The sequence below is a fragment of the Bacillus sp. RHFS10 genome (assembly GCF_016757475.1).
Classification (GTDB): domain Bacteria; phylum Bacillota; class Bacilli; order Bacillales; family Bacillaceae; genus Bacillus; species Bacillus subtilis_G.
This window is the reverse complement of sequence record NZ_JAESPO010000007.1, coordinates 145,905-170,713: the sequence shown is the minus strand read 5'-3', so window position 1 is coordinate 170,713 and position 24,809 is coordinate 145,905. Positions and strand designations below refer to the sequence as shown.

At 42.9% G+C, this 24,809-nt stretch carries 26 protein-coding genes; 9 read left to right on the top strand and 17 right to left on the bottom strand.

Features of this window, described 5'->3' with window-relative positions; genetic code table 11:
• Window positions 1–14: 14 nt before the first annotated feature.
• The 3 genes from JMN17_RS19430 to JMN17_RS19420 form a co-directional block, all read right to left on the bottom strand.
• On the bottom strand, window positions 15–1,202 hold the full coding sequence (locus JMN17_RS19430; RefSeq protein ID WP_087993585.1) for a macrolide family glycosyltransferase: 1,188 nt from the start codon (window positions 1,200–1,202) through the stop codon (window positions 15–17).
• Between the two features lie 148 nt (window positions 1,203–1,350).
• Window positions 1,351–2,613, bottom strand: a complete 1,263-nt coding sequence (locus JMN17_RS19425) for a glycoside hydrolase family 18 protein (RefSeq protein WP_087993584.1) — start codon at window positions 2,611–2,613, stop codon at window positions 1,351–1,353.
• A gap of 124 nt (window positions 2,614–2,737) precedes the next feature.
• Complete coding sequence (locus tag JMN17_RS19420) at window positions 2,738–3,412, bottom strand: GntR family transcriptional regulator (RefSeq protein ID WP_087993583.1); 675 nt, start codon at window positions 3,410–3,412, stop codon at window positions 2,738–2,740.
• A 248-nt stretch (window positions 3,413–3,660) separates the two neighbouring features.
• On the opposite strand from JMN17_RS19420, the gene JMN17_RS19415 reads away from it, so the two are divergent.
• Complete coding sequence (locus JMN17_RS19415; RefSeq protein WP_087993582.1) at window positions 3,661–4,398, top strand: sulfite exporter TauE/SafE family protein; 738 nt, start codon at window positions 3,661–3,663, stop codon at window positions 4,396–4,398.
• Between the two features lie 26 nt (window positions 4,399–4,424).
• Here the strand turns inward: JMN17_RS19415 and JMN17_RS19410 are convergent, their stop codons facing one another.
• The 3 genes from JMN17_RS19410 to JMN17_RS19400 all read right to left on the bottom strand — a co-directional run bounded on the left by JMN17_RS19410 (window position 4,425) and on the right by JMN17_RS19400 (window position 6,868).
• Window positions 4,425–5,633 carry an MFS transporter gene (locus tag JMN17_RS19410; protein ID WP_087993581.1) on the bottom strand — a complete coding sequence of 403 codons (1,209 nt, stop codon included), beginning with the start codon at window positions 5,631–5,633 and terminating at the stop codon, window positions 4,425–4,427.
• A gap of 189 nt (window positions 5,634–5,822) precedes the next feature.
• Window positions 5,823–6,146 (bottom strand): AzlD domain-containing protein, encoded by a 324-nt coding sequence (locus JMN17_RS19405; protein WP_087993580.1) that lies wholly within the window; start codon window positions 6,144–6,146, stop codon window positions 5,823–5,825.
• The gene (locus JMN17_RS19400; protein WP_087993579.1) at window positions 6,143–6,868 is read right to left on the bottom strand and encodes an AzlC family ABC transporter permease; all 726 of its coding nucleotides are present in this window, start codon (window positions 6,866–6,868) and stop codon (window positions 6,143–6,145) included. Before JMN17_RS19400 ends, JMN17_RS19405 begins: the two co-directional genes overlap by 4 nt.
• A 119-nt stretch (window positions 6,869–6,987) precedes the next feature.
• On the opposite strand from JMN17_RS19400, the gene JMN17_RS19395 reads away from it, so the two are divergent.
• The 3 genes from JMN17_RS19395 (at window position 6,988) to JMN17_RS19385 (ending at window position 8,765) form a co-directional block, all read left to right on the top strand.
• Entirely contained in the window at window positions 6,988–7,545 is a 558-nt protein-coding gene (locus JMN17_RS19395) for a helix-turn-helix domain-containing protein (RefSeq protein WP_087993578.1), read from the top strand.
• Window positions 7,546–7,625: 80 nt separating this feature from the next.
• On the top strand, window positions 7,626–8,120 hold the full coding sequence (locus JMN17_RS19390; RefSeq protein ID WP_087993577.1) for a MarR family transcriptional regulator: 495 nt from the start codon (window positions 7,626–7,628) through the stop codon (window positions 8,118–8,120).
• A gap of 15 nt (window positions 8,121–8,135) precedes the next feature.
• Window positions 8,136–8,765, top strand: coding sequence for a nitroreductase family protein (locus JMN17_RS19385; RefSeq protein WP_087993576.1), 630 nt, complete (start codon window positions 8,136–8,138; stop codon window positions 8,763–8,765).
• A gap of 96 nt (window positions 8,766–8,861) precedes the next feature.
• On the opposite strand, the gene JMN17_RS19380 is transcribed toward JMN17_RS19385, so the two are convergent.
• Together JMN17_RS19380 and JMN17_RS19375 are read right to left on the bottom strand one after the other, a co-directional pair.
• Complete coding sequence (locus JMN17_RS19380) at window positions 8,862–11,519, bottom strand: MMPL family transporter (RefSeq protein WP_202329028.1); 2,658 nt, start codon at window positions 11,517–11,519, stop codon at window positions 8,862–8,864.
• A complete protein-coding gene (locus JMN17_RS19375; RefSeq protein WP_087993600.1) occupies window positions 11,516–11,974 on the bottom strand; it encodes a MarR family transcriptional regulator in 459 nt (152 codons plus the stop codon). The genes JMN17_RS19380 and JMN17_RS19375 overlap by 4 nt, the downstream gene beginning before the upstream one ends.
• Window positions 11,975–12,139: 165 nt before the next feature.
• Here JMN17_RS19375 and dinB point away from each other — a divergent pair, with 165 nt between their 5' ends.
• From dinB to vmlR, 3 genes are all read left to right on the top strand, one after another.
• Window positions 12,140–12,658, top strand: coding sequence for a damage-inducible protein DinB (gene dinB / locus JMN17_RS19370; protein WP_087993574.1), 519 nt, complete (start codon window positions 12,140–12,142; stop codon window positions 12,656–12,658).
• A 172-nt stretch (window positions 12,659–12,830) separates the two neighbouring features.
• Window positions 12,831–14,207, top strand: a complete 1,377-nt coding sequence (locus JMN17_RS19365; RefSeq protein ID WP_087993573.1) for an amino acid permease — start codon at window positions 12,831–12,833, stop codon at window positions 14,205–14,207.
• A 330-nt stretch (window positions 14,208–14,537) separates the two neighbouring features.
• Window positions 14,538–16,172 (top strand): ABC-F type ribosomal protection protein VmlR, encoded by a 1,635-nt coding sequence (gene vmlR / locus JMN17_RS19360; RefSeq protein WP_202329025.1) that lies wholly within the window; start codon window positions 14,538–14,540, stop codon window positions 16,170–16,172.
• A gap of 39 nt (window positions 16,173–16,211) precedes the next feature.
• On the opposite strand, the gene JMN17_RS19355 is transcribed toward vmlR, so the two are convergent.
• Window positions 16,212–16,778, bottom strand: a complete 567-nt coding sequence (locus JMN17_RS19355) for a TetR/AcrR family transcriptional regulator (RefSeq protein ID WP_087993571.1) — start codon at window positions 16,776–16,778, stop codon at window positions 16,212–16,214.
• 14 nt (window positions 16,779–16,792) lie between these two features.
• Complete coding sequence (locus JMN17_RS19350; protein WP_202329023.1) at window positions 16,793–17,986, bottom strand: MFS transporter; 1,194 nt, start codon at window positions 17,984–17,986, stop codon at window positions 16,793–16,795.
• A 383-nt stretch (window positions 17,987–18,369) separates the two neighbouring features.
• On the opposite strand from JMN17_RS19350, the gene JMN17_RS19345 reads away from it, so the two are divergent.
• Window positions 18,370–18,699, top strand: coding sequence for an HIT family protein (locus tag JMN17_RS19345; protein ID WP_087993599.1), 330 nt, complete (start codon window positions 18,370–18,372; stop codon window positions 18,697–18,699).
• Here JMN17_RS19345 and JMN17_RS19340 read toward each other — a convergent pair.
• The 7 genes from JMN17_RS19340 to JMN17_RS19310 form a co-directional block, all read right to left on the bottom strand.
• Window positions 18,692–19,183, bottom strand: coding sequence for a GNAT family N-acetyltransferase (locus tag JMN17_RS19340; protein WP_087993569.1), 492 nt, complete (start codon window positions 19,181–19,183; stop codon window positions 18,692–18,694). The genes JMN17_RS19345 and JMN17_RS19340 overlap by 8 nt on opposite strands.
• Before the next feature lie 149 nt (window positions 19,184–19,332).
• The gene (locus JMN17_RS19335) at window positions 19,333–19,677 is read right to left on the bottom strand and encodes a DoxX family protein (protein ID WP_087993568.1); all 345 of its coding nucleotides are present in this window, start codon (window positions 19,675–19,677) and stop codon (window positions 19,333–19,335) included.
• Window positions 19,674–20,273, bottom strand: a complete 600-nt coding sequence (locus JMN17_RS19330; RefSeq protein ID WP_087993567.1) for a TetR/AcrR family transcriptional regulator — start codon at window positions 20,271–20,273, stop codon at window positions 19,674–19,676. The genes JMN17_RS19335 and JMN17_RS19330 overlap by 4 nt, the downstream gene beginning before the upstream one ends.
• Before the next feature lie 363 nt (window positions 20,274–20,636).
• Window positions 20,637–20,975, bottom strand: coding sequence for a thioredoxin family protein (locus JMN17_RS19325; RefSeq protein WP_202329021.1), 339 nt, complete (start codon window positions 20,973–20,975; stop codon window positions 20,637–20,639).
• A 186-nt stretch (window positions 20,976–21,161) separates the two neighbouring features.
• Complete coding sequence (locus JMN17_RS19320; RefSeq protein ID WP_087993565.1) at window positions 21,162–21,551, bottom strand: DoxX family protein; 390 nt, start codon at window positions 21,549–21,551, stop codon at window positions 21,162–21,164.
• Window positions 21,552–21,689: 138 nt separating this feature from the next.
• Window positions 21,690–22,628 carry a ring-cleaving dioxygenase gene (locus JMN17_RS19315; protein WP_087993564.1) on the bottom strand — a complete coding sequence of 313 codons (939 nt, stop codon included), beginning with the start codon at window positions 22,626–22,628 and terminating at the stop codon, window positions 21,690–21,692.
• 27 nt (window positions 22,629–22,655) lie between these two features.
• Entirely contained in the window at window positions 22,656–23,276 is a 621-nt protein-coding gene (locus JMN17_RS19310; RefSeq protein WP_087993563.1) for a nitroreductase family protein, read from the bottom strand.
• A 487-nt stretch (window positions 23,277–23,763) separates the two neighbouring features.
• On the opposite strand from JMN17_RS19310, the gene mneP reads away from it, so the two are divergent.
• A complete protein-coding gene (gene mneP, locus JMN17_RS19305; protein ID WP_202329019.1) occupies window positions 23,764–24,657 on the top strand; it encodes a manganese transporter MneP in 894 nt (297 codons plus the stop codon).
• Window positions 24,658–24,809 lie beyond the last annotated feature (152 nt).

Here is a 24,809-nt window from a genome sequence, read left to right as displayed (position 1 = left end):
CGGGAGTTTGTTGTTTATTTGTTTTTTTGACCAATCAATTCATCAATCCGCTCCATCACTTCATCCATGTCCATACACTCTTGGAAGCTTTGATTGATTTTTTGAATGCCTTCCGTATATTGATCGTGATGCATAACCTCATCTACGCCCTGTTTTAATTTTTGTACATCGACGTCATCTTTAGAAATGACATAGCCTGCATGGAGTTCCGAGAGACGCTGCGCCACCATCGGCTGATCCTTGTCATGGGGCATTACAACCAGAGGCACATTGAAATGAATGCCTTCATTTACGCTGTTCATTCCGCCGTGTGTAATAAAAACATCAGCTTGCTCCAGCACTTCAAGCTGAGGGACATACGGGGCGATGATAAAGTTTTCCGGCGCCTGCTTTAGTTTGGTCAGATCCGCTTTTTCCCCGGCAGCGATGACGACTTTTCCGTTGAAGCCGGAAAATGCATCTATACAGTGATTGAAGAATTCTTCCGTATTGTCCAGAACAGTTCCCATTGAGATATAAATGACCTTTTCATCTTTTAACTGTTCAATCGGGAAATCTGTTTTTTCCGCTCTCTTTGGAAAGCTGGGACCGATAAACAGACAGTCATCCCCAAAGCGATCGCTTTCCGGCTGAAAATAACGGCTTGTATACACTACATTTAATTCCCCTTTATTGTTCATGAATTGCACCATGTTTTTCGGGGCAACACCGTACGTTTCTTTCATTTTTGCCAAAAGGTCTTCGCACTCTTGATCCAATTCAAGCGGCGCTCCGGATTCCGGATGCAGAGGCAGGATTTTCAGATGCTCTTCGCCAAACAGGAAGGACGCCGATGAAGAGACTCCAGGAATATCTAAGAAATCCCTCACCAATTCCCCCGCGCCGAATTTATCATAATAAACAAAATCAAATTGAATGCTCTTAGATAAGTCTTTCACAATATGTAAAATATCCAGCGAGGTTTTGATATGGATTTTAAGAAACTCAAGAATTCCATTGGGTGAAGCGATTTGAATAGGTGTTGTTCGCAGCAGATCCTGATGTAGATGGACAGTTGCTCCCGCCGCTTCTAATCGTTTTTTATATTTTTCAGTTGAAATATAATGGACGTCATACCCCTTTTCGGAAAATGCTTTTGTGATGCCTAAAGTAGGGTTCACATGGCCTTCCGCGGGGAAATTTAAAATCAATACTGTTTTCATTTTGACTACTCCCTCTCACACGCTTTGTTTGATCAGACTACTACTAATCGTAAAATGGGGACGGAACGCCATGCAAGGGACAAATGATTGAATTATTCTGCGTCTCTTGTCTAAAACCTGAAAAGACACCTGGCTTTGGTGTCTTTTTTTATACCTTTCTGATCGTAAAAAATTTCCGCAAGAGCCATGGGCCTGGCGTGAAACCCAAGGTTAACTGCCAAGCGCCTATAGCTTGCAATCCGTATTCCCGGACGATCAGCATTTTCCGGCTCATGCTTCTGACATCTTCAAACCATACCTCATGCGTCCGCCCTTCTTGATCACTGTACCGGTAAAAAGGTGATTGATATTCGGCTGAATATTGGATCGGCGTTTGGTACCTCATCGCTCTTTCGATTGCGTTTTGATTTGAAATGGCTGAAGCAACAGTTCCCGGCTGGTACGGGATGATCCAGTCGTACCCATAAAGAGGGACTCCGATGATGATTTTTCTGCGCGGCACCTGCGCAATCGCAAACTCAATGGTTCTCCTGATCTCAGTAATCGGCGCTACCGGGCCCGGCTCACTTCCTGCATGATGCCAATCATAAGCCATAATAAACATATAATCGACAACTGCTCCAATCCCTCCGTAATCGTAGCCTCTCAGCCATGGGATCTGATCGCTTGTTTTTGCCGGAACAGCTATCGTCAGCACATACCCTCCTGCCTGAAGGCGGTCTCTCAGCTGACGTAAAAACCCGGTAAATAGATCACGATCCGCGGCGCTTACCTGTTCAAAATCGATTGTCACCCCCCCATATCCTCTTGTGGAAACTAAATAATAAATATTGTTAACCAGATTGGTTCTCGCTGTCGGGTTGTTCAGGACTTGGTGAACGATCTCCGTACTGAAGCCTTCTGATGTGAGATTCGTGATCGTTGCCAGCGGTGTGACTCGTCTTTGCCATGTTGTCTCAATCGCGGCCTTATCATTTAATTGGTTTGCAATGTCGCCATTAGGTGCAATATGGTATTCGAAAATCGAAATCGAAGACGAGTATGGCGCAAAGTCATTAATTAACTCCCGATCGAGATCAGGATTTCGGAGCACATAAAAACTCAGCGTCCCCGCAATGTAATTTGAGATAGAAGGGATCGTTATTTTTGCTCCGACTTGCAAAGCATTTGGGCTGATGCCCGGGTTTGCGGCCCGCAGTCGCTCTAATGGAACAAACGCTTTTTCCGCAATGGCAGTCAGCGTGTCTCCCGGCTGCACTGTATATACATAAAGAGGGATTAGCAGAGCCTGCCCCGGCACGATATTCGTTTCGTCTAACCCATTCACACCCCGGATTTGATCAACAGCAGCATCGTATCTTCTGCCTATGGAAAACAAAGAATCACCAGGCCGGACGATATGGATAAACATGTGTAACCCCCATTATTCGTTAGTCAATCTATCATAAAATCTTATTACCATAATCCCTTATATATGTTAGTGAGCGCAAAAAAACCAAGGGGCAAGATTCCCCTTGGGACGGATCACACAATAATCAATTCTCTTTTCTTTCTTCAAGCACATGCTTCAAGTGCTCACAGTCATGATTGAAATGAGCCTCCACATACTGTTTGGCTGCTTTTTTGTTTTTCTTTTTCACTTCTTCAAATATTTTGCGGTGTTCACTCAGTATCGTTTCTGCACGGTGGTCGCCAGTATAATTAAGGATTCTGCAAAAGTGAATCAGATCATTTACATGCTCAAGCAAATTGTTCAAATGTTTGTTATGGCTAAAATCGACAAGCAGCTCATGAAACTTTTGGTTTAAACTGATGATTTCCGTATCTTCCATTCCGTTGTGAATGGCTTTTTCTGTTTCTTCAAGCTGTTTTTCAAGAATGGCAAGCTCTTCCTCATCCGCTTCGTCTATGACTAACTCAACTGCCAGCTGCTCCAGCGGAATTCTGATTTTATAAATCTCATCTACATCTTTTGCCGTTAACGACGTAATAGAAAATCCATTTCGGTCATCTGCTTTTAACAAACCGTCTTTTTCAAGCAGCCGCATGGCTTCCCTTATTGGAGAGCGGCTGACACCAAAGCTTTTCGCCAGCTGGGTTTCGTTTATCCGTTCCCCCGGCTTAAAAGTTCCGTTGAAGATCATTTTTTTCAGCTGGTTATAAAATTGCAGGTAGTAAGGAGTCGGTTTGTCTAATTTAAAATCGTCCATATATAATACCTCTTTTGAATATATTCATGGGCTTTTCTTCATGAAAATCATATAACAGATGGTAATGGGAAGCAATAAACTGCCTTGTCAAATCTCAGAATTCGAGGTACGATATGTTTGCTGAACGACGGTCGACGGACTACTGGCAACTGAAAAATCGGCATGTTTTTTCATCGTCAATAGAACACCATACCTCCGCCAGAATAGCACTTATTACATTTTTAGATCTTTTCAATGGAGGAAAAAATATGCTCATTATTCTTGTTATGTTTCTTCTCGGAATTATTTTAGGCTTTATTGGTGCCGGGGGTGCAGGCTTTGTCATTGCACTTTTAACTCTTCTTTTCCATGTTCCTATTCATACGGCTTTAGGCACTTCCCTCGCCGGGATGGCTTTCACCAGCTTATCAGGGGCGTACAGCCACTATCGTGAAGGCAACATTCAAATGAAAATCGGCTTAATAGTCGGATGCTTTGCTGCGGTCGGCTCATTTTTCGGCGCCAAACTGACATCGTTCATTCCGGCTGATTTGCTACATTATTTGACGGCGGGAATGTTATTTTTATCAGCGATTCTCATTTTAATCAGATTGTTTCTTTTAAAAGAGAAGGCTCAAATGAATCAGAGCCATCTTTCAACGTATACGAGAGCGGTCATCTTAGGAATTGTTTCCGGCGTTCTTTCCGGCACATTCGGCATAGGGTCGGCGCCTTTTATTCAAATCGGTTTAATGATCATGCTGAACCTGTCTATTCGCCATTCTGTCGGAACGACGATGCTTGTGATCATTCCCCTCGCTGTAGGTGGAGGAATCGGATACATTACAGAAGGTTTTGTCGATTATATACTGCTGATCAAAGTCTTGGTCGGCACGATGTGCGGTGCCTATGTAGGTGCGAAATTCACCAACCTTATGCCAAAGGTGGTTCTGAAATCGGCCATCTTCTTGACTCCGGCGATTGCGGGCCTGCTGTTATTATTCTAACTAAAACAAAAAAACCTGACGCCATGTCAGGTTTTTTGCTCCGCTCGTTCTTTCGTTAATCCAAAAAACGCCAGCGAGCCGATGACCGCTGTCACAAACATGATCGCTCCCATTGGAATGGCAGTCGTTTCATTAATGCCTACAAACGGGGAGACGATCGATCCGAGGAGAAGCGGCAGCATGCCGAGCAGCGCGCTTGCGCTTCCGGCTCGGTGCCCCTGCTTCTCCATGGCCAGCGTAAACGTGCTGGTCAAAACCATGCCAATTGTAATCATGTAAATGAAGATGGATATGACTAGTGTGGCCAGAGGGCCGTGAATCATGGTCATAGTCAAAAGCACAGCCGTCGCAATCATAGCTGTAATGACCGCTATGCGAAGCAGTTTTTTTTCATGGATGATTCCGCCAAAGCGCCCGATCATAAAGCTGCCCGATATAATCGCCAGGCCGTTAATGCCAAAAAGAATACTAAACACCTGCGGCGACACCCCGTAAATACCCTGGTATACAAATGGGGTACCGGACACATATGCAAAGCTTCCTCCATGTATAAACCCAACAGTTAACGCGTACCCCATAAAGGACCGATCCTTCAGCAGGCTGCCCATCGTTTTGACAGATGTTCCGATTGAGCTTGGAATCCTTTTTTCCGGCGGCAGCGTTTCTTTTAGTCTAAATGCAATCAAAAGAACAAGTAAAAATCCGATGATCGTTAACAAGTGAAAAATCGTATGCCACGTTGCAAATGGCAAAAGCAAAATGGCGCCGCCTGTCATAGGTGCTACCATTGGCGCAACTGCTGTAATGACCATTAACAGTGAGAAAAATTTAGAAAGCTCTCTTCCGGTAAACACATCGCGGACGATGGCGCGAGACAGCACAAGCCCTGCTGAAGCTGTGAACCCCTGTAAAAAACGCGCAGCCACTAATGTTGTAATATTGGGCGACAGCGCACAAAACAGAGAAGATAGCGCAAATAAAAAAATACAGATTAATAGCGGCTTCCGTCTTCCCTGCGCATCACTGACCGGCCCGACAATCAGCTGGCCGATGGTAAGCCCGACCAGACAGGCTGTTAAACTTAACTGTACAAGTGAAGCGCTTGCTGATAAATCATTCGCGATTTCAGGAAAACTTGGCAAATACATATCGATATTAAGCGGGCCCAATATAGCAAGCATGCCGAGCAGAAACGCCAATGCCAAGCGTTCTTTTCCAGTTGGGTTTTGCAGCATGTTATCAAACCTTCCCTTCAACCTAGTCCCTTATGTAAGATGTCAACTTCAACGATAGATTGAAGCTATAAAAACATTTGTATATTGTATCATAACTTTCAGTCTGTGAAAGCCGCTTAAAGCTTGAACGAAAGACACAAAAAAATCAGGGTCTTCTGCCCTGATCAAGTAAGTGCCGATCCTCTTGTTTTATGCCCATAATCGCAAACCCGCCATAAGAAGAACGCCGGTGATCACAGTAATGGATAAACTTTTCGTTTTCATCGCAATCAAGAGAGTCGGGATCAAGATAACGGCTGCGGGCCAATTCAATTGAAGAGTATCATTTGACTGAATCATACAATCCTTTACGACAAGTGCTGTCAATATACAGACCGGCACATAGGAAAGCCACTTGAGCACGGGCTTCGGCAAAGTGATATTTCGAACAACTAAAAAGGGAATGACGCGGGGAATCATCGTGACCAGCGCACAGCCGATAATCACCATCAAGATGTATATATTGACACTCATTTATCCGTCACCACCCCGATTGTGGCTACGATAACCGTTGATATGATGACCGCAAGATGAGACGGCATAAAGAAAGAAAAAACAACCATGGCAATCACCATATAGATCATGAGTGATACATAATGTTTAAGCTTCGCCGGCACAACATGTTCCAGTTGAAGAACCAGCAGCGCTAAAAACATAGCCGTCACCGCAAAATCCAGTCCGAACGATTCCGGATCGGTAATCCACTTGCCAAAAACAGCCCCCGCCACACAAGACAGCACCCAGCACGCATATGCTGTAAGATTTAAACCGAACATCCAGCGATCGTTAATGGGCTCGTTTTTGACAATCTTATTTGAAGCAACACCGAACGATTCATCTGTCACCATCATACCGATACCTACATTTTTCGCCAGTGAATACTTTGAAAAATGAGGAGCAAGCGCGGCGCTTAATAGAAAATTCCGCAAATTCACAATAAACGTAGTCAGAATAATGGCGGACATCGGGCTGTTCGCCGCTAACAACGCACACATAATGAACTGGGCGCCGCCTGCAAAAACCAATCCTGACATTAACACAATTTCCATTACGCTTAAATGCGACGCAACCCCCACGATTCCGAGAGCCAAGCCTACACTGATGTAACCGATCAGCGTCGGAACACAATCTTGAAATCCTTGCAAGAATGTTGGCTCGTCAGTTTTTGTATGAGTCATTTCTTTTTCAGATATCATTCTGTCCTCCTCCTCGTCTAACATATTATACACACGTATGTTATAACTGACAACAGAATGTGATAACAGACTTCCATATGTTATAATAAAAGCGAATATGGACGTAAGGAGATACATGTATGGATGATATCCAAGCCATTATTGCAATGAATCTGGTCAAACTTAGAAAAAACAGAAACCTGACTCTTGATCAAGTTTCTGAATTAACGGGTGTCAGCAAAGCGATGCTCGGACAAATCGAAAAAGGAAAGTCCACCCCGACTGTCACTACACTATGGAAGATCGCAAACGGGCTTCAAGTCTCCTTTTCTGTATTTCTGAAAGAAGACAAGCCGATAGTTAGAAAAATTAATCTGAGGGATATTGAACCTGTTACAGATAATGAAGAAAACTACAGCGTCTACCCTTTTTTCCCCTACAATCCTAAAACAAAGTTTGAAATTTACGTTGTTGATCTGAAACCTGGATGTATTCATGAAGCAAAAACACATTTAGGAGAAGAATATCTTTTCATTAAAGAAGGCGAATTAACGGTTAATCTGCAGGGTCAGGAGCACATGCTCGCTTCAGGAGACGCCCTGCAGTTTACAGGGTCAACCCCGCACAGCTACATCAATTCTTCTGAAGAAACGGCCAGCTTTTTTCTGCTGATGTTTTATCCTGAACCGCAAGAATAACACAAAACCTCCCTTCACATCTGGGGGGTTTTTCAAATGTGCAAATGGCTTGCAAGTTGAAATCAATCATTGTATATTAATTGATGTGTCAATCATTGATATGTCAATTAATTATGTTGACAAGAAAGAAGGGATGGGTTTTGGCGTCATTTTGTTCAGAGGAAGCCGAGATTTTATATCAGCTGCAAGGCGTGAACAAGGTGATTGGCGTGAAGTTCGAGGCATGCACGGGCATCAGCCAATCTCGTTTGGAATTGCTGTCATTGCTTTATTATGCAGATGAGATCAGTCAAAGCGACCTTCAAAAGAAAGTAAATATTGATAGCGCCGCCGTCACTAGACACCTAAAACAGCTGGAAGCCAAAGGCATGGTCTCAAGACGGCGCAAACCTGAGGACAACCGCATCACCCTTGTTCGGTTAACAGATCGAGGAAGAGAGCGGATCGAGTCTTCTAAGCAAGAAAAGGAGCGTTTCATGAAGGAAATGCTCGCGAATGTAAGTGCAGACGAGCGCCGCCTGCTCATTGATGTGCTGACGCGTATGCGTAACAACATAGAAAATATCGAAGCTTAAGAGGAGTGTATCAACATGATCAAAACAAACGATTTTATGGAGATTATGAAAGGCCGCCGTTCTATTCGCAACTATGATCCGACGGTGAAAATCAGCAAAGAAGAGATGACAGCAATCTTAGAAGAATCAACAACGGCGCCATCTTCTGTCAACGCTCAGCCATGGCGTTTTCTCGTCATCGACAGCCCGGAAGGAAAAGAAAAGCTCGCACCGCTTGCAAGCTTCAACCAAACGCAAGTCACAACATCATCTGCTGTCATCGCTGTATTTGCAGACATGAACAATGCTGACTATCTAGAAGAAATCTATTCAAAAGCGGTGGAACTCGGTTATATGCCGCAGGAGGTAAAAGACAGACAAATCGCCGCGCTGACAGCTCATTTTGAAAAGCTTCCGGCGCAGGTGAACCGCGAAACGATCCTGATTGACGGCGGTCTCGTTTCAATGCAGCTGATGCTGACTGCACGCGCGCACGGCTATGATACAAACCCGATCGGCGGATACGATAAAGAAAACATCGCGGAAACGTTCGGGTTAGATAAAGAACGTTATGTACCTGTCATGCTTCTTTCTATCGGAAAAGCAGCGGACGAAGGCTATGCCTCCTACCGTCTGCCAATTGATACAATTGCAGAATGGAAGTAAAACAAAGAGCCCAGACGTATGTTCTGGGCTCTGTTTTCATTTTGTTGCTGTCAACAATCAGACAAGAGAGATGGAAATTCCCACCTCTTGTCTCTATTATTCTTTGATTTTCTTCCTGCCAAACGGCCACCAGTTTCCTTCTCCAAAGGTCACGATGATTGCCGGCATAAAGAGCGGAAGAATGACGAGGCCGTAAAGCAGCAGTCCGATAATGATAACACTTGCCACCTGCATCAGCGTATTGACGCCCGAGGGCATCATCGCCGCGAACGTGCCGGCCAAAATAATGGCCGCCGTAATAATGACTGATCCCATTTTGCTCATTGATCTGATGACACCTTGTTCAATGCCAAGGTGCACCTCTTCCTTAAATCGGTCAAGCAAGAAGATCGAATAATCTACGCCTAACGCGATCAAGATGACAAAGCTGAAGAATGGTACTGCCCAGCTGACGCCGGCATTTCCCAGGCCGTTCACAAAAATCAATTCTGTTATGGAGATCGACGTATAGTATGTCAGCAGCAATGACGCGATCATATAAATCGGCATGATCATCGAGCGGAACAAAATGGTTAACACAATAAACAAGCCTATAATCATGATCACCATTGTTCTGGAGAAGTCCGTTGTGGACAGTTCTTTTAAGTCCGCATTCACACTTGTGACTCCGCCGTATACGATCTGGGCATCCTCCAGTGGAGTGCCGTCAACTTCGTTTGCTACGGCTTTTTTGATTTGATTGATTGTTGTAATGGCCTGTTCTGAATAAGGATTAGAGTCCAGAACGACGCTTAATTTCACGCCTTTGCCATCCGCAAAGGAATATTGGTCAATTGACTTCTTAAAGCCTTTATCCTTCATGACTTGATCAGGAATGAATATGCCTGTATCTCTTACGCTTGAGCTTTTGCTCATGTTCTCTAACATATCACTGGAAGCTGACATGCCGTCAGAGATTTTCGTCAAACCGTCATTTGCGCTCTTCACGCCTTCGGCCAGCTTCTTTAGGCTTTCTGTCAGCGTCCCGGCTTGTGCCTGCTGGCCTGAGAGCTGCTGGTCCGCTTGTTCAAGGCCGGTTTGAATCTGTCCAAGCTGTCCGCTGATTGCCGTAAGCTGCTGTACGGTCTGTGCGGTATTGCCGGTTTGGGTAATCTGTTTGCTCACAAGCTGCAGCTGCTGATTGATTTTGCCCAATCCGTCTGCCGCATCGCCTAGTGAACCGCCGGAGCTGCTATTTGAGGCTGAGCCCGTTTGCCCCGCCATTTGATTCATTCCGTTTTCTATATCCGTTAAACCGCTCTGGACATCGGCAATTCCTTTACCCGTCTTATCCAGCCCGTCTGAAACCAAGCCTAGCTGTTTATCAATATATAAATCTTTGATTTTTTCTCCAGTCGGCTGCGTGATGGTCATGACAGAGTCCACATGATCGACTTTCTCAATCGCTTTGCTGACATTTCCGAGATAAGGGATTGTATCAGCTGTTGTGAGTTCTTTGTCTCCTTTCACGACAACATTGATCGGGAACGCTTTCCCTTCACCGAATCCATCTTTGATAGCCTCAAGAGCTTTTATTGATTTATAATCGCTGCTGATCTCTGCAGTCGAATCGAATGAAATCTGGTCATCATAGGTCAAGATGAACGGAAGCGTGATGATCACCGTAATGACAATAAACAGAAACGGACGCACAACCGAATGTCTGCCGAGAAACGCCCATAATTTATTATCACTGTGCGACAGCACTTTCTTAGAAGGCCAGAATAACTTTTCACCCAGTGTCACCATAAATAATGGCAGCAGTGTATAGAGGATGATCATTAAAATTCCCACACCGACTGCGACTCCTACTGCTGATTGGAAAATCGCAAACTTCGCAAAGCCTAACGCAGAAAACCCGATCAATACCGCAAATCCGCTGATAAATAAGGTTTTTCCCCCTGTACGATAAGCGATTAACGCCGCTTCTTTTTTTTCATGTCCATTTGCCAATTCTTCACGGAATCGGGTCAGAAGCAGTATGCAGTAATCTGTTCCGATGCCGAACAGGATGGCGACTAAGAAGGTTTGCGTAAACGTCGAGATAGGAAAATCAACATTGTACACGAGAATGCCCAATATGGATTGACTGATCAGATATGAAAACCCGACAACCACAATCGGGATAAAAGGCGTCACAACAGAGCGGAACACAATCAGCAGTAAACCGATGATCAAGCAGACTGTGATCACTTCCGTTTTCTTGAGCCCTTCCTCTGAACTGTGGGCGAAATCCTGATTGATGAGGGAGGCTCCCGTTATATATGCCGTCAAATTATCAGGAACGATTTTATACATGTCATCCGCGATTTTTTCCGCCTTTTTATCAGAACCTGTAATCGTGACAGGAACGAGGATGGTTTTCTTGTCTTTCGAGATTAATTGGTCTTTGACTTCTTTTTCCGCTGTAAGAGGAGACGTTACATCTTCTACACCGTCGATCTTTTTGATTTTATCGATCATTGTGCGGAGCTGATCTTCTGTCTCTTTTTTCAAAGCGTGGTCTAATGTAAAGACCATACTGATCGAATTATTGTCTTCTCCCGCTTGTTTTAAAATGGCATTTGCTTTTTCTGAAACAGCATCAGCGGGAAGCTGGGCCTGCCCCTTTTGATTCGCCAGCTCCGTTACGTTCGGAGAAAACAAACTCAGTATAACGGTAAGTGCTAATATAGAGGCTGCAATCGCCCACTTGAATTTGATGATCGCTCTCATTCGGCAGGATCTCCTCCTTTAAATTTGCTTTTTAGAATGGTGAATATCTCTATGATAGAGTGTAAGTGTTCCTCATCTATATCATCGATTAGCTCTTTAAGAGCGTTAAAGATGGCTGAATCTAATTTTCCCAGGATGTTTTCACCGCTGGCTGTGATGTGAATAAGCTTAGAGCGCTTATCACTTTTTGCCGGACAGTCATCCCATTCAACCAATCCTTTTTCAAGCAGCTTTTTCAGTCTGTTCGAAATCGCGCTCTTATGTACATTTTGATACATGGCCAGGCTGCCGGGAGAGGTTGGTCCTTTAACTTTTAAAATTTTTAACAGGTCCGCCTGTTCTCTGGAGATATGCTTGAAGACATCCTGATTGATTTCACGATGCACAAACTCTGTCCCTTCTAGTAATACTTCCACAAACAGGTTTATCGCCTGACATAGCTTTTGTTCATTCAACATCTTCCCCTCCTCATTATAGTTTATCCCCCTAAACTATATGATCAATGTCAATTAGTTTATTCCTCTAAACTAGGTCTGTCAACCTATTTTATTCACAAACACTCCACAAAGAACACCTGTTCGTGTACAATAGAATTATAAACACGAAGGGAGAAAATCCACATGCCAGATTTTCCACTACATTTTTATGAATATAACGTATGGGCTAATCAGCAAATATTCAACCGGTTAAAAGAGCTTCCAAAAGAGGTCTATCGCCAAGACATTCAAAGTGTGTTTCCGTCGATAGCCCATGTGTTGTCTCATATTTACCTCTCCGACCTCGGCTGGATTGAAGTGTTTTCCGGCAAAAGTATGAACGATGCTCTGGCATTAGCTGAACAGCTTAAAGAACAGACAGAGGCAAAAGAAATGGAGGAGATGGAAGCTCTGTTTCTGGAGTTATCCGAGCGCTACACATTATGTTTACAGCAAAACGAACAGATCGATAAACCCCTCCAGATTCAAAACCCCTCAGCCGGAATCATGCAAACGACTGTTTCCGAGCTGGTTCCTCACGTTGTTAATCACGGGACATACCACCGCGGCAATATCACAGCAATGCTGCGGCAGGCAGGATATGCATCCGCTCCGACAGATTATGGGCTCTACCTGTATTTGAAAAAAACAGAAATGGCATAAAACGACTGCGGCTCACTAAATGGAGCCGCTTTTTATAATGAATTTTTTCAAAAAACATTAAAATTTCTTTTCATTTACCTTTATAGTAAAAAAGATAGAAATTTTAGTGTTATAATAATCATTAAAAACGTATTGCTGACTCAAAACAATTTTCAATGGAGGAACACACAAAGTGACAGACGATATGACGAAAGATAATATAAATCAGCAAACCTTGGAGAGAGGCTTAAAAAACAGGCACATCCAGCTCATCGCCATCGGCGGTGCTATTGGGACGGGGTTATTTCTCGGCTCAGGAAAATCAATTCATTTTGCCGGCCCGTCCATTTTATTTGCCTACTTGATCACAGGAATCATTTGCTTTTTAATTATGAGATCTCTTGGTGAACTGCTGTTATCGAATTTGAACTATCACTCTTTTGTTGATTTTGTACAAGACTATTTAGGCGATATGGCAGCCTTTATCACCGGCTGGACATACTGGTTCTGCTGGATTTCCATTGCGATGGCAGATCTGACAGCCGTCGGGCTTTACACTCAATATTGGCTTCCGGGTGTGCCGCAATGGGTGCCCGGCTTAATCGCTCTGATTGTTTTAATGATTATGAACCTGGCAACTGTTAAGCTTTTTGGAGAATTAGAATTTTGGTTTGCTTTAATTAAAGTCATTGCCATTTTGGCGCTGATCGCCATCGGTCTTGTGATGATCTTCAAAGGGTTTCCCACTAGCTCAGGAGCCTCCAGTTTCACAAATCTCTGGAGCCACGGAGGTATGTTCCCGAATGGAATGCACGGGTTTATCCTCTCGTTCCAGATGGTTGTGTTTGCCTTTGTCGGCATTGAGCTGGTCGGACTTACAGCCGGTGAAACAGAGAACCCTGAAAAAGTCATCCCTAAGGCGATCAACAATATCCCTATCCGGGTGCTGCTTTTCTATATTGGTGCTCTTCTTGTCATTATGAGCATCTATCCTTGGAATGTTATCAATCCCAGCGAAAGCCCATTCGTACAAGTATTTGTCGCGGTCGGCATCGTCGCGGCAGCAAGTATTATTAACTTTGTTGTGTTGACATCCGCTGCTTCAGCATGCAACAGCGCTGTGTTCAGTACAAGCCGTATGATCTATTCCCTGGCGAAAGATAATAATGCGCCTGAATCAATGGCGAAACTGACTCCGCGTAAAGTACCCAGAAATGCGTTGTTCTTTTCAGCTATCGTGATTTTAATCGGTGTCACGCTAAACTACATCATGCCAGAAGGCGTATTCACCCTGATCACAAGCATTTCAACCGTCTGCTTTATCTACATTTGGGGTATTACGGTCATCTGCCATATGAAATACCGGAAAACAAGACCTGAATTAGCGAAAACAAATAAGTTTAAGCTTCCGCTTTATCCGTTTTCAAACTACCTGATTCTTGCGTTTCTGGCGTTTATCATTGTTGTTTTAGCATTAGCTCAGGATACTCGAATTTCCTTATTTATCACGCCGGTTTGGTTTATTTTGCTGATTGTGGTTTATAAAGTGAGAAAAGCAAAGCATCAATAAGACTCGCAGCTCCTGCCTCAAAAATGAGAGCAGGAGTTTTTTGATGAAAAATATCCCAAATGGCCTTTGCTTTCGAATTTGAAGTTATGCTATAGTGTGTGTAATCAAAACAAGAAGGGATGATGGGTGGACAATGATTAACTAATCTTATTTTTACCGTTTGAAATCAATATTTCAAATCAGAAAAAATAGGATTAGTCTGCCCATTTTCTATATAGATGACACTGCTATTTATGAACAATAGCTTATTTGATCATGCACAGGCGCGGCTAATCCTTCCAACACATTTGGGAGGATTTTTTGATTCTCCCTTTAAAGCGAGGGATATGAATGAAAGAGATCGTAACATTAACAAATGTCAGCTATGAAGTGATGAATCTGACTGTTTTTAAAAACGTAAATGCCAGTGTTCATCAAGGAGATGTCATTGGGATTATCGGCAAAAATGGCGCTGGGAAATCGACGCTGCTTCACCTCATTCACAATGACTTAACCCCTGCACAAGGACAAATCCGAAGACTTCGGCAAGATTTAAAAATGACGCTGGTAGAACAGGAAACCGCGTCGTATTCCTTTGCGGATCAGACGCCTGCCGAAAAGAAATTACTGAAGAAATGGTGTGTGCCCGTTCGAAATTTCCATCAATTAAGCGGCGGTGAAAAACTGAAAGCACGGCTGGCAAAAGGATTTTCAGAGGATGCAGATCTTTTACTGTTAGATGAACCGACAAACCACCTTGATGAAAAAAGCCTGCAATTTCTCATTCAACAGCTGAAAAGCTATAGAGGCACTGTGATTCTTGTTTCTCACGATCGTTATTTTTTAGACGAATCCGCAACAAAAATATGGTCTCTCGAAGCTCAATCGCTGATTGAATTCAAAGGAAATTACTCTGGGTATATGAAGTTCCGGGAAAAGAAAAGACTCACCCAGCAGCGTGAATATGAAAAGCAGCAAAAAATGGTTGAACGAATTGAAGCACAAATGAATGAGCTGGCTTCATGGTCGGAAAAAGCGCACGCCCAATCGACGAAAAAGGAAGGATTTAAAGAATATCACCGTGTAAAAGCGAAGCGTACGGATGCCCAAATGAAATCCAAGCGGAAGCGGCTTGAACAAGAGCTGGAAAAAGCAAAAGCGGAATCCGTTAAGCCAGAATATCATGTACACTTTTCAATTGATACAACCCATAAAACGGGAAAACATTTTTTAGAAGTTCGGCATGTAACGAAGGCTTTTGGCGAAAGGCTACTCTTTAAAAACGCACATTTTACGATTCAACACGGTGAAAAGGTTGCGATCATAGGTCCTAATGGCAGCGGAAAAACGACATTACTGAAAATCATTCTGGGAAAGGAAACAGCTGAGGGAAGTGTATGGGTATCGCCGTCTGCAAACATCGGCTATTTAACGCAGGAGGTGTTTGATTTGCCTTTAGAACAAACACCGGAAGAGTTATTTGAAAATGAAACATACGAAGCAAGGGGACACGTTCAAAATCTGATGAAGCACTTAGGTTTTACAGCTTCCCAATGGACTGAGCCGATCAAGCATATGAGTATGGGCGAGCGTGTAAAGATCAAACTGATGGCATATATCCTGGAGGAAAAAGACGTGCTGATTTTAGATGAGCCGACAAACCATCTCGACCTGCCGTCACGCGAACAGCTGGAAGAAACACTGTCACACTACAGCGGCACATTGCTGGCGGTGTCACATGACCGATACTTTCTCGAAAAAACAACCAACAGTAAACTCGTCATCTCGGACAATGACATCGAAAAGCAATTGAATGACGCTCCATCAGAAAGAAATGACCGAGAAGAACTTCGTTTAAAGCTTGAGACAGAAAGACAAGAAGTGCTGGGAAAGATCAGTTTTATGGCGCCAAATGATAAAGGATACAAAGAGCTTGATCAGGTTTTCAATGAACTTACGAAACGAATGAAAGAGCTGGATCAATAACGTTAAGGGATACCAAGGGCTGTTCGCTCTTGGTATTTTTCAAGTTTTCGCCTTCAGCCCTTGCCAAAAAATATCGAAGGAAATCTCTAAAGATCGCTCAAATGATTGTTTATTCTCGTAAACCAGCTGAATGTTCAGCCCATCGAAAAGAGTGATAAAGGCTATCGCACACTTTTCGGGCGGACAGGTGATGCCCGCTTCTTTAAAAACAAGTGCAACTCGGCTTTTCAAAGCATGCAGAAACAGCAGATACTGGGCTGAAATAAAATCACTTACTTCAACAGGAGCCTTAAACGACATCGCCTGCAAAAAGGCTACATTGGGCATGGCATGAAAGCGCGCCTGTGTTTCTTTTAAAAAAGCATATATAAGATTTTTGGCTGGCATATGCATTCGGGATTCAAAAAAATCATTGATAAACGCTACTTCTTCTTCAACAATCTCGGGGTATACTTCCATCAACAGATCCTTTTTTGACGAGAAATGGTAGGACAGAGATTGTTTCCGAATCCCCAGTTCTTTTGCAATATGCGCCATTTTGACTCCCTCGTAGCCAAGCTCATTAAATTGGCGAACGGCTGTGCGTTTTATATTCTCACGGGTCACTATTATGCCCTCCCCTAATTATTTAAATCCGTTTTCTCTTTTCTCTTGGAATAGATAAATAAAATATATAATAAAAGAAACAGCAGGTACACCAAAATGGAAACGATATAAATCTCCCGATAAGAATAGATCGTTGCCACTACACCTAATAACAACGAGCCTCCGCCAATTCCCATATCAAAAAAATTAAAGAATGTCCCCATAGCATCCTCATGTTCATGCTCTTCAACTAGATTAATACACCATGTCTGGATAGCCGGAAATATAGAACCAAATCCAAACCCGTAACATATCGCCGCAGCAAAAAACATAGCATCGGTTTGGGCAAGATACAGTATGGATAGCCCTGCTAAAGAGAATATTGAGGCGGGGATAAGGACAGCAGCCGCCCCAAACCGGTCAAACATTTTCCCAGAGATCAGGCGTATAAAAAAACTGGCGGCCGCAATCAGAAAGAAAAACATTCCGACACTTCGGAAACCCTTTTCCAGCGCATAGAGTGAAAAGAAGGACATGATCGCAGATGCAGCAATTCCGACTAGTAATATGAGAAACGAAGGAAACCGCACACGTTTTTCTAACACCTTGACCTTTACCATTCCCTTTTCAGCCGCGTCTTTTCCTTCAGACCGCCTCCGCACAAATACAGCCATTAGCACAGCCAGTAATAGAATAGACATCCCGCCTAGAAAAAGTCTCTGAAAATCATAAAGCTCCAGTGCCACGATACCAATCATCGGTCCAATCGAAACCGCAATTGTTTCGCCTACCCCAAAATATCCAATCCCCTCACCTCGGCGCTCCTTCGGAATAATTTCTGCGGCAATCGTCGCAAAATAAGTAGTTGCTAATCCAAAACCGGCACCATGTATGAAGCGAATGAGCAATAGGACGCTCACATCTGACGCAAGATAATATGCACCGGTCGAGCAGGCACTGATAACAATTCCAAATATAAGTAAATATTTTTTGTTAAATCGTTTAGCCAAAACCCCTGCAAAAGGACGTATGGCAATGGCAGATATCATAAAAATACCTGTAACCAACCCGACTTGCTTTGCCCCACCCCCTAAAGCAGTAACAAACAAAGGCAATGTCGGCAATAACATTTCAAACACCATAAATAAAAATGCATTTGAAAGCGTGACAATAATAAATGATAATGACCACATTTTTGCAGTGTGTATTTTTTTCGCCTGTAACTCCATCAGTTCTTCTCCTTTTCTTTTGATCTATCACACTCACTTTATCTGACCACAGTCAGATTGTAAACTTTAAATCTTAAAAAATTTGTGATAAACATTTGTTTTTAATTATTTCTCTCTAAAAAAACTGACAATAGTCAGATTCGTTTAAATGAACTAAAATTAGTCGTTACATCCGAAGAGCTCCATAGAATGTTGACAATTTCACCTCATTACATAAAAAAGAACAGCACACGCTGTCCTTTTTTCTTAATATTTTCAAACATCAAAACCCTTGATCTAACGAACCGAAATTCCCAATTCATGTAAAATGGATACAAAAAAGAAGGTAAATAACAGAAGGAGACAGAAGAATCAATCAAACAACCAAAGTGAGGATGGATCATATGACTGAAGACTTTTATTGTGATGAAGTATTTAGCGGCAAAACGAAAGTACATAAGGTTCTAGAGACAGATAACGTATTGGCTTACTACCATACGAAGCCTTTTTATCCAGTCCATATTGTGGCTGTCCCCAAGAAGCATATCTCCTCGTTGATCACCCTGGAAGACCACGATCATGGCTTGCTTCTTGAATTAATGGATGTCATTCAAAAGGTCGCTTCCATGGTGACGGAAGAAAAAGGCGCATGCCGTGTGATCACCAATTTAGGAGCTTACCAGGACTCTAAACATTTACATTGGCATATTGTGTTTGGAGAACCGCTTAAGTAAGCGGCTTTGGTCCGTGCAGCTGTTTCCGCATACGTATATTGGTCATGGCATAGCCCATCTTCTGATAAAGATGGACGGCTGTCTCGTTGTGCGCAAACACATGAAGAGCAAGTCTTTCCGCACCAAGCTTTCTTGCTCTTTCATCCAGCGTTTGAAGCGCCGATTGAGCCAGCCCTTTTCCGCGAAATGCTTCATACAATCCAAAGGAATAGATAAACGCTTCCTTCTGCGGATGGTGCGGATCAGCATACAGCCAGAGCCAGCCCACCCCTTCCCCTTGTTCATTTGTGATGTTCCAAAAGAAATGATTACTGCTGTTTCGTCCATTCGGAATCATTTTCTCATATGCCTGCTCCGATTTCTCAAACGCCTCTTTTTCCGTCCAAGTTCCCGACGCTATGTTTTGCTTCGCATAATTTTGCACGGACATTCCGCGAAATGCCTCGAACTCTTCCACAGTCATGTCTTCCAAGGTTAACGTCATTCTGTATTCCTCCTTATAAAAAAAGTCCAGCTGGTGCCGGACAATCACTGCGTACAAATAAAAAATAAGCCGTTATAAGCCTCTGACTCTCTATCATTCGATAAGAGAAATCAATTTCCTGCAAATCAAAATAAAAGACTTTTTAAACATTACATGAGCTCCCGAATAATGATCATGATAGAAGCAATCAAACAAATCATCGCAGGCATCGTCATGAGAACCGATTGACGCGCTCGAAACATGTGCGCATGAACCGCTCCCGCCATGAGAACGATAAACAGCACGCCTGCCCCCAACGCTGCATACCGATTCCAAATTCCCGCTGTCATGGCAAGTGCCCCGGCTATTTCCAGAATGCCAGTAACAGTTAGAAACCATAATGGATATTGATAATGCCGCCAATGCTCCACTTGAAAGGGAACGCGGAACACCTTTATGATGCCTCCCGCGAGCATAAAAACTGCCAAACTGGCTTTCATAATCATAGATATCATCTTACGTCACGCCCGTTCGGAAGCATCCCGTATATTAAAAGATTCACAACCTGTGCGGCGAGACTTGCCGGATCTTTGATACCGGTTAACAAAAATGAATCGGTTAAATGTACAATCATGCCGATCAAACACTCAGCCACCGTTTCCATGTCCAATTCGGAGCGAAAATACCCCAGCCGTTGTTCTGCTTCTAAGTTCTCTTTCAAAACCATCGCCAAGTCTTTTTTCATTTGTTTCGCTTCTGGGTTCAGAAAAAAGCCGATCTTGGTTACATCCTTGTCCTCAGCCAGACATTGAAAAACAGTTTCCACAGCGGACAGCACCCGTTGTGACACATCTTTCGTATTTAATCCGTTTTCCAGAAGAAGTGACTCTGTCAGCTTTTTTACACGAGAGTGAAAATCGGTGATTAACTCCTCAAAAATGGCTTCTTTGCTTTGAAAGTACAGATAAAAAGAAGGCTGCGTCAGTCCGGCTCTTTTCACAATGTCACTTACTTTCGTCTCATGAAATCCCCGACTCGCAAAATCATTGGCAGCTGCTTTGAGTAATCGTTTCCGGCTTTCTTCCCCTTTACGTCCTTTTTTGCTTTTCAACTAGGATCATCCTCCACAAAAAGATACTCAAAAGTAATATTATTTATGAGTATTATTTCATGCCATTGGATTTTATGTCAATGAATTTCAAACTGCCAACTTTCTTTATTCAAGGGTTTTGCTTGCAATGCATGATTTCTTTATCTTTGAAACAGCCATCCCGTTACCGATCCAAATCAGCAGGAATCTAGCTGAGGATCTGAGCAATTGCCGTTTCGATGATTGTCTCTGATCAATTGCTGTTGAAATTGAGTTTTGATGACATAACACATGTGTTCAGTCTTTAAAACAGGCATAGAGGGCGGCATGACATTGTCCCCTTTCAAAGAACAAAAACCCCCTTAAAGGGGGCTTGCGTAAACTTTATTCATCTTGATATAACCGATAAACCCTTTTCAGCCTTTCTTCAAGCTGTTCAAAATGAACAAAACGGGCTTCTCTCAAAAACTCAGTCCCATCAATGAACAAAAGAAGCACAGGGACAGTGAAGACTGAAAATCTGCCGGCGACCTCTTCTACATCGTCAGCATTGATATGCCCCAATGTGATATTTGGAAACTGACCCAATAATATTCTGAGCTGCGGCAGAACTGCGTGACATACTGTGCAGCCGGGTCTTGATATATAGATAAAACTGAATTGATGCTGTGTAATAAAATTCTCTATAGCATCTAATGAATGTAATTCTGTCATCTCTTTCATCAAATTACTCCTTCAAATTGGCCTGTCTTTCATGACCAAGCTCATTGATACGTATCACTCACTATACACATTTATATTTTTTATATCCGCTTTTTTGCTTTACGGTGTACCCGCAAGTTTGCTTGAAAATCCCAAAACAAAAGAACAGTTACCGCTTGCCAGTAACTGTTCTTACATACTTGCGTATTAAAAATGCAAAGCGTAAGCCCCTGAACCGATGAGTGCAACTCCGATGGAGACTGCAATCAGTACCAAGTTATATTCAAAACCGCCTGCGCCATTCGCAAATCCTTTCGCTCCATGGACTTTTACGATGGCACCTAACATAATAATCGTGATGATAGCAGCTCCAAGCGGGAGGAATACACCTAAAATAAATAGAATTCCGCTTACTAATTCCCCAAGACCTGATAAAGCGGCCGCGACGTTACCTGGTTTAACCCCAATTGACTCGAACCATTGTCCGGTTCCTTTAATCCCGTATCCGCCAAACCAGCCGAATAATTTTTGTGATCCATAAAACAGAAACACCACACCAATCATAATACGAATAAGCAAAAGTCCTGCATCTTCCATTTTTATCTCTCCTTATTTTTGATGTAACATGATGTGCTGAAAGGCAGCAGTCTGATTTCTTGCCTCCAGTACCGTCCAGCAATCATCTATTGACTATATGTCTTTTTATTTTTCTTCATGCGTCAGCATTCATTAAAATCAATCTAACTCTCTCACTTCAAACGGCAGCAGCCCTTGTTCAATTTGTGTGCGATGCGGTTCATATTGCACAGGCAGCATCAATTTTCCGCCCATTGTTTCTTGTGATTCATCATGTGCAAAGCCCGGAGGATCAGTTGCGATTTCAAACAGGATTTCTCCATGTTCTCTGAAGTAAATGGCATTAAAATAGTTTCTATCCTGAACAGGAGTCACACCATAACCGTGAGACGCAATATATCTTTGCCAATCTAATTGATCTTCGTCATCGTTAGCCCGCCAAGCAATGTGATGTACCGTGCCTGCTCCCATTTGTCCGCGGCCAATAGGCGTTAATTTAAGGTCAATCACATTTCCGATATCACCGGCAGAACGATAACGAATGAAGTCTCCTTCCTTGCCGACTCGTTCCAGCCCCATAATGTTTTCTAGCAGTTCACCTGTTTTTTCAGGCTGTGCTGATAACAGGGTTGCACCTCCGAAACCTTTAATGGCAACCTCAGGTGTTACATCTCCGAAAGTCCAAGTATTGGCTTCTCCTTCTTCTCTTTCCACAATTTCTAAATGCAGGCCATGCGGATCATCAAATTCTACATACTGTTCTCCAAAACGCTCGATTTTTGTGTATGGAACGTTGAATTTTTCAAGTCTCTTTTCCCAAAAAGCCATAGCCCCCTTCGGCACGACGTAAGAAGTTACGCCTACTTGACCGTCTCCAATGATGCCTTGGCGGGCCCCCGCCCACGGGAAGAAGGTGATGATGGTTCCCGGCTTCCCGCCTTCATTCCCAAAATAAAGATGATACGTACCTGGATCATCAAAATTGACGGTTTTCTTGACCAATCGAAGCCCCAGCACTCCTGCGTAGAAATCTGCGTTCTCTTGAGGGTGACCGACAATTGCTGTAATATGATGGATTCCCATCGTTTTTTTAGCCATATTTATCCGCTCCTTTACGTTTATTATTTAGATATACTCAACAAACTCATTCACAGGCTTCCGGTATCCGCGCGGCCTCCTGCTCTCTGTTTTTTCTTTCCCAATTGTCATCATCATGACAACTTCAAATTGGTCATCTATATCCAAAATCCGTTTCACGGCTTCAGCATCAAACCCGATCATAGGGCAGGTATCCCAGCCTTTTTCCTTAGCACTCAGCATAAACATCATCGCAGAAAGTGAAGCATTCCTTATCGCCTCGTCTCTCTTAAATGGTTCTCCCCTGTTTTCATAAAACGAAACGGTATCTTGAACCATGTGATCATACTCTTGCTTATTTAATACCCCCAACACCTTTAATCCTTCATAGATATCAGCCGCTTGCTGATATGCCTGCTTATCCCCCAATACCAAAAGAACCGCAGATGAGCTAAACACTTTATATTGTCCGTTTGCCGCCTGCTTCAGCTTTTCTTTCACATCCGGGTCAAGCACCGTCACATATTTTGTATGCTGCAAATTAAAAGCTGATGGAGCCAATGAAACCAATTCAAACATCTCATTGAGTTCTTCTTTTGTGATTGGATGATCTGGAAGGAAGTTGCTTGCAGATCTTCTTTCATGGACTAGCTGTGAAAATTCAGCCATTTACGATACACCTCTTTTTATCTCGAATTCGAGATATTATTTTATAAAAAAACACTTTGCATATCATTTAAAAGAACAGACAATGCTTGTGACATCTTTTCATTATTCAACAACACTCAGGTTTGCACTTGATCGTTAATTATTTATCTCGAATTAAAATATCTTGAATATGAGATAATAATAAAATACAGATGGTCTAATGTCAACAGGTTTTTAAAAATCAGGTGGGAATTTTTCACTGAAGCAAAATTTTAATTGATGCTAATCACAGCTTGTTACACAATAACGCATTGGTTTGCTCTGTTAGCTTTTAGCCCGGCTCCAACTTTTTTTCTGCCACCTTATTTATTAGTAAACAGGAAACAACGTTGCTATAGACCCACTCGAAATTCAGTTGGTATGATAAGCGAAGTGATTTCACAAGAAAGGGTACGTTGAGTGAATAACAAGCACTCCTATTTTTTGTGCAGTTTTACAGGAGGAAAAAATGGCAAGTGAAAGAGAACAAATAAGCAAAAAAGTTGCTTTGATTGCATTAATAGCCAATCTGATCTTAATGGCCGGAAAGGTCTTTTTTGGCCTTATAGGCGATAGTGATGCCGTTTTTGCAGACGGTATACATTCCGCAGCGGATGTCGTTGCTTCGATTGCTGTTCTGGCAGTGATCGGTATTTCCAATAAACCGCCTGATCAAGACCATCCGTTTGGTCATGGAAAAGCTGAAGTCATTAGTGAGGCGATTGTAGGAATTATCTTAGTGATCGTATCCGTTTATATCCTAATAGAAGCGATTCTGTCCTTTGTTGAAGGGCCAAGCGTTCCACAATACAGCGCATTGTTTGCAGCTCTGATTTCATACGCAGCTAAGCAGATCTTATATCGTTATTCCATCAAGGAGGGGGAAAAATGGAACAGTAAAGCGATTATAGCGATTGCATACGATCATAAAGGCGATATCGTTGCCTCTCTCGCCGCTTTTATCGGCGTCCTATTGGCGATTATCGGGAACACCTGCGGATGGACTTATCTGTTGTACGCCGATGCAATTGCCAGTGCGATCGTGGCTTACCTCATTTTTAAAATTTCAATGGAATTAATCAGGCCGTCTGTTGATGTTCTCATGGAGAAAAGTGTTGATCCCAAGCTGATAGCGGAATATAAAGCGATTATTTTTGAATGTGATCAAGTAAAACGAATCGATAGAATCCGCGCGAGAGAACATGGCCACTATAAATTGCTTGATGTGCGTTTATCTTTAGATCATGATTTGACGATTAAGCAGGGACACGATATTGCCCGCGAAATCCGAAATGAAATCAAAAGACAGTTTCCAGATGTGGAAGAAGTGCTCATCCATGTGAACCCCTATTTTGAAGAGTAGAAAAGCTTCTTTCATAAAGGAGCCAGGCTGGCGAGGTTTTCTCGACAGCCTTTTTTGAATTTCAACCATACAATATATCGGATTGATATCTATCCTCAGCCCCTAACCTGATTTTGCCGCAAACTTTACCTTTAGGCCTCTGCCATCATATA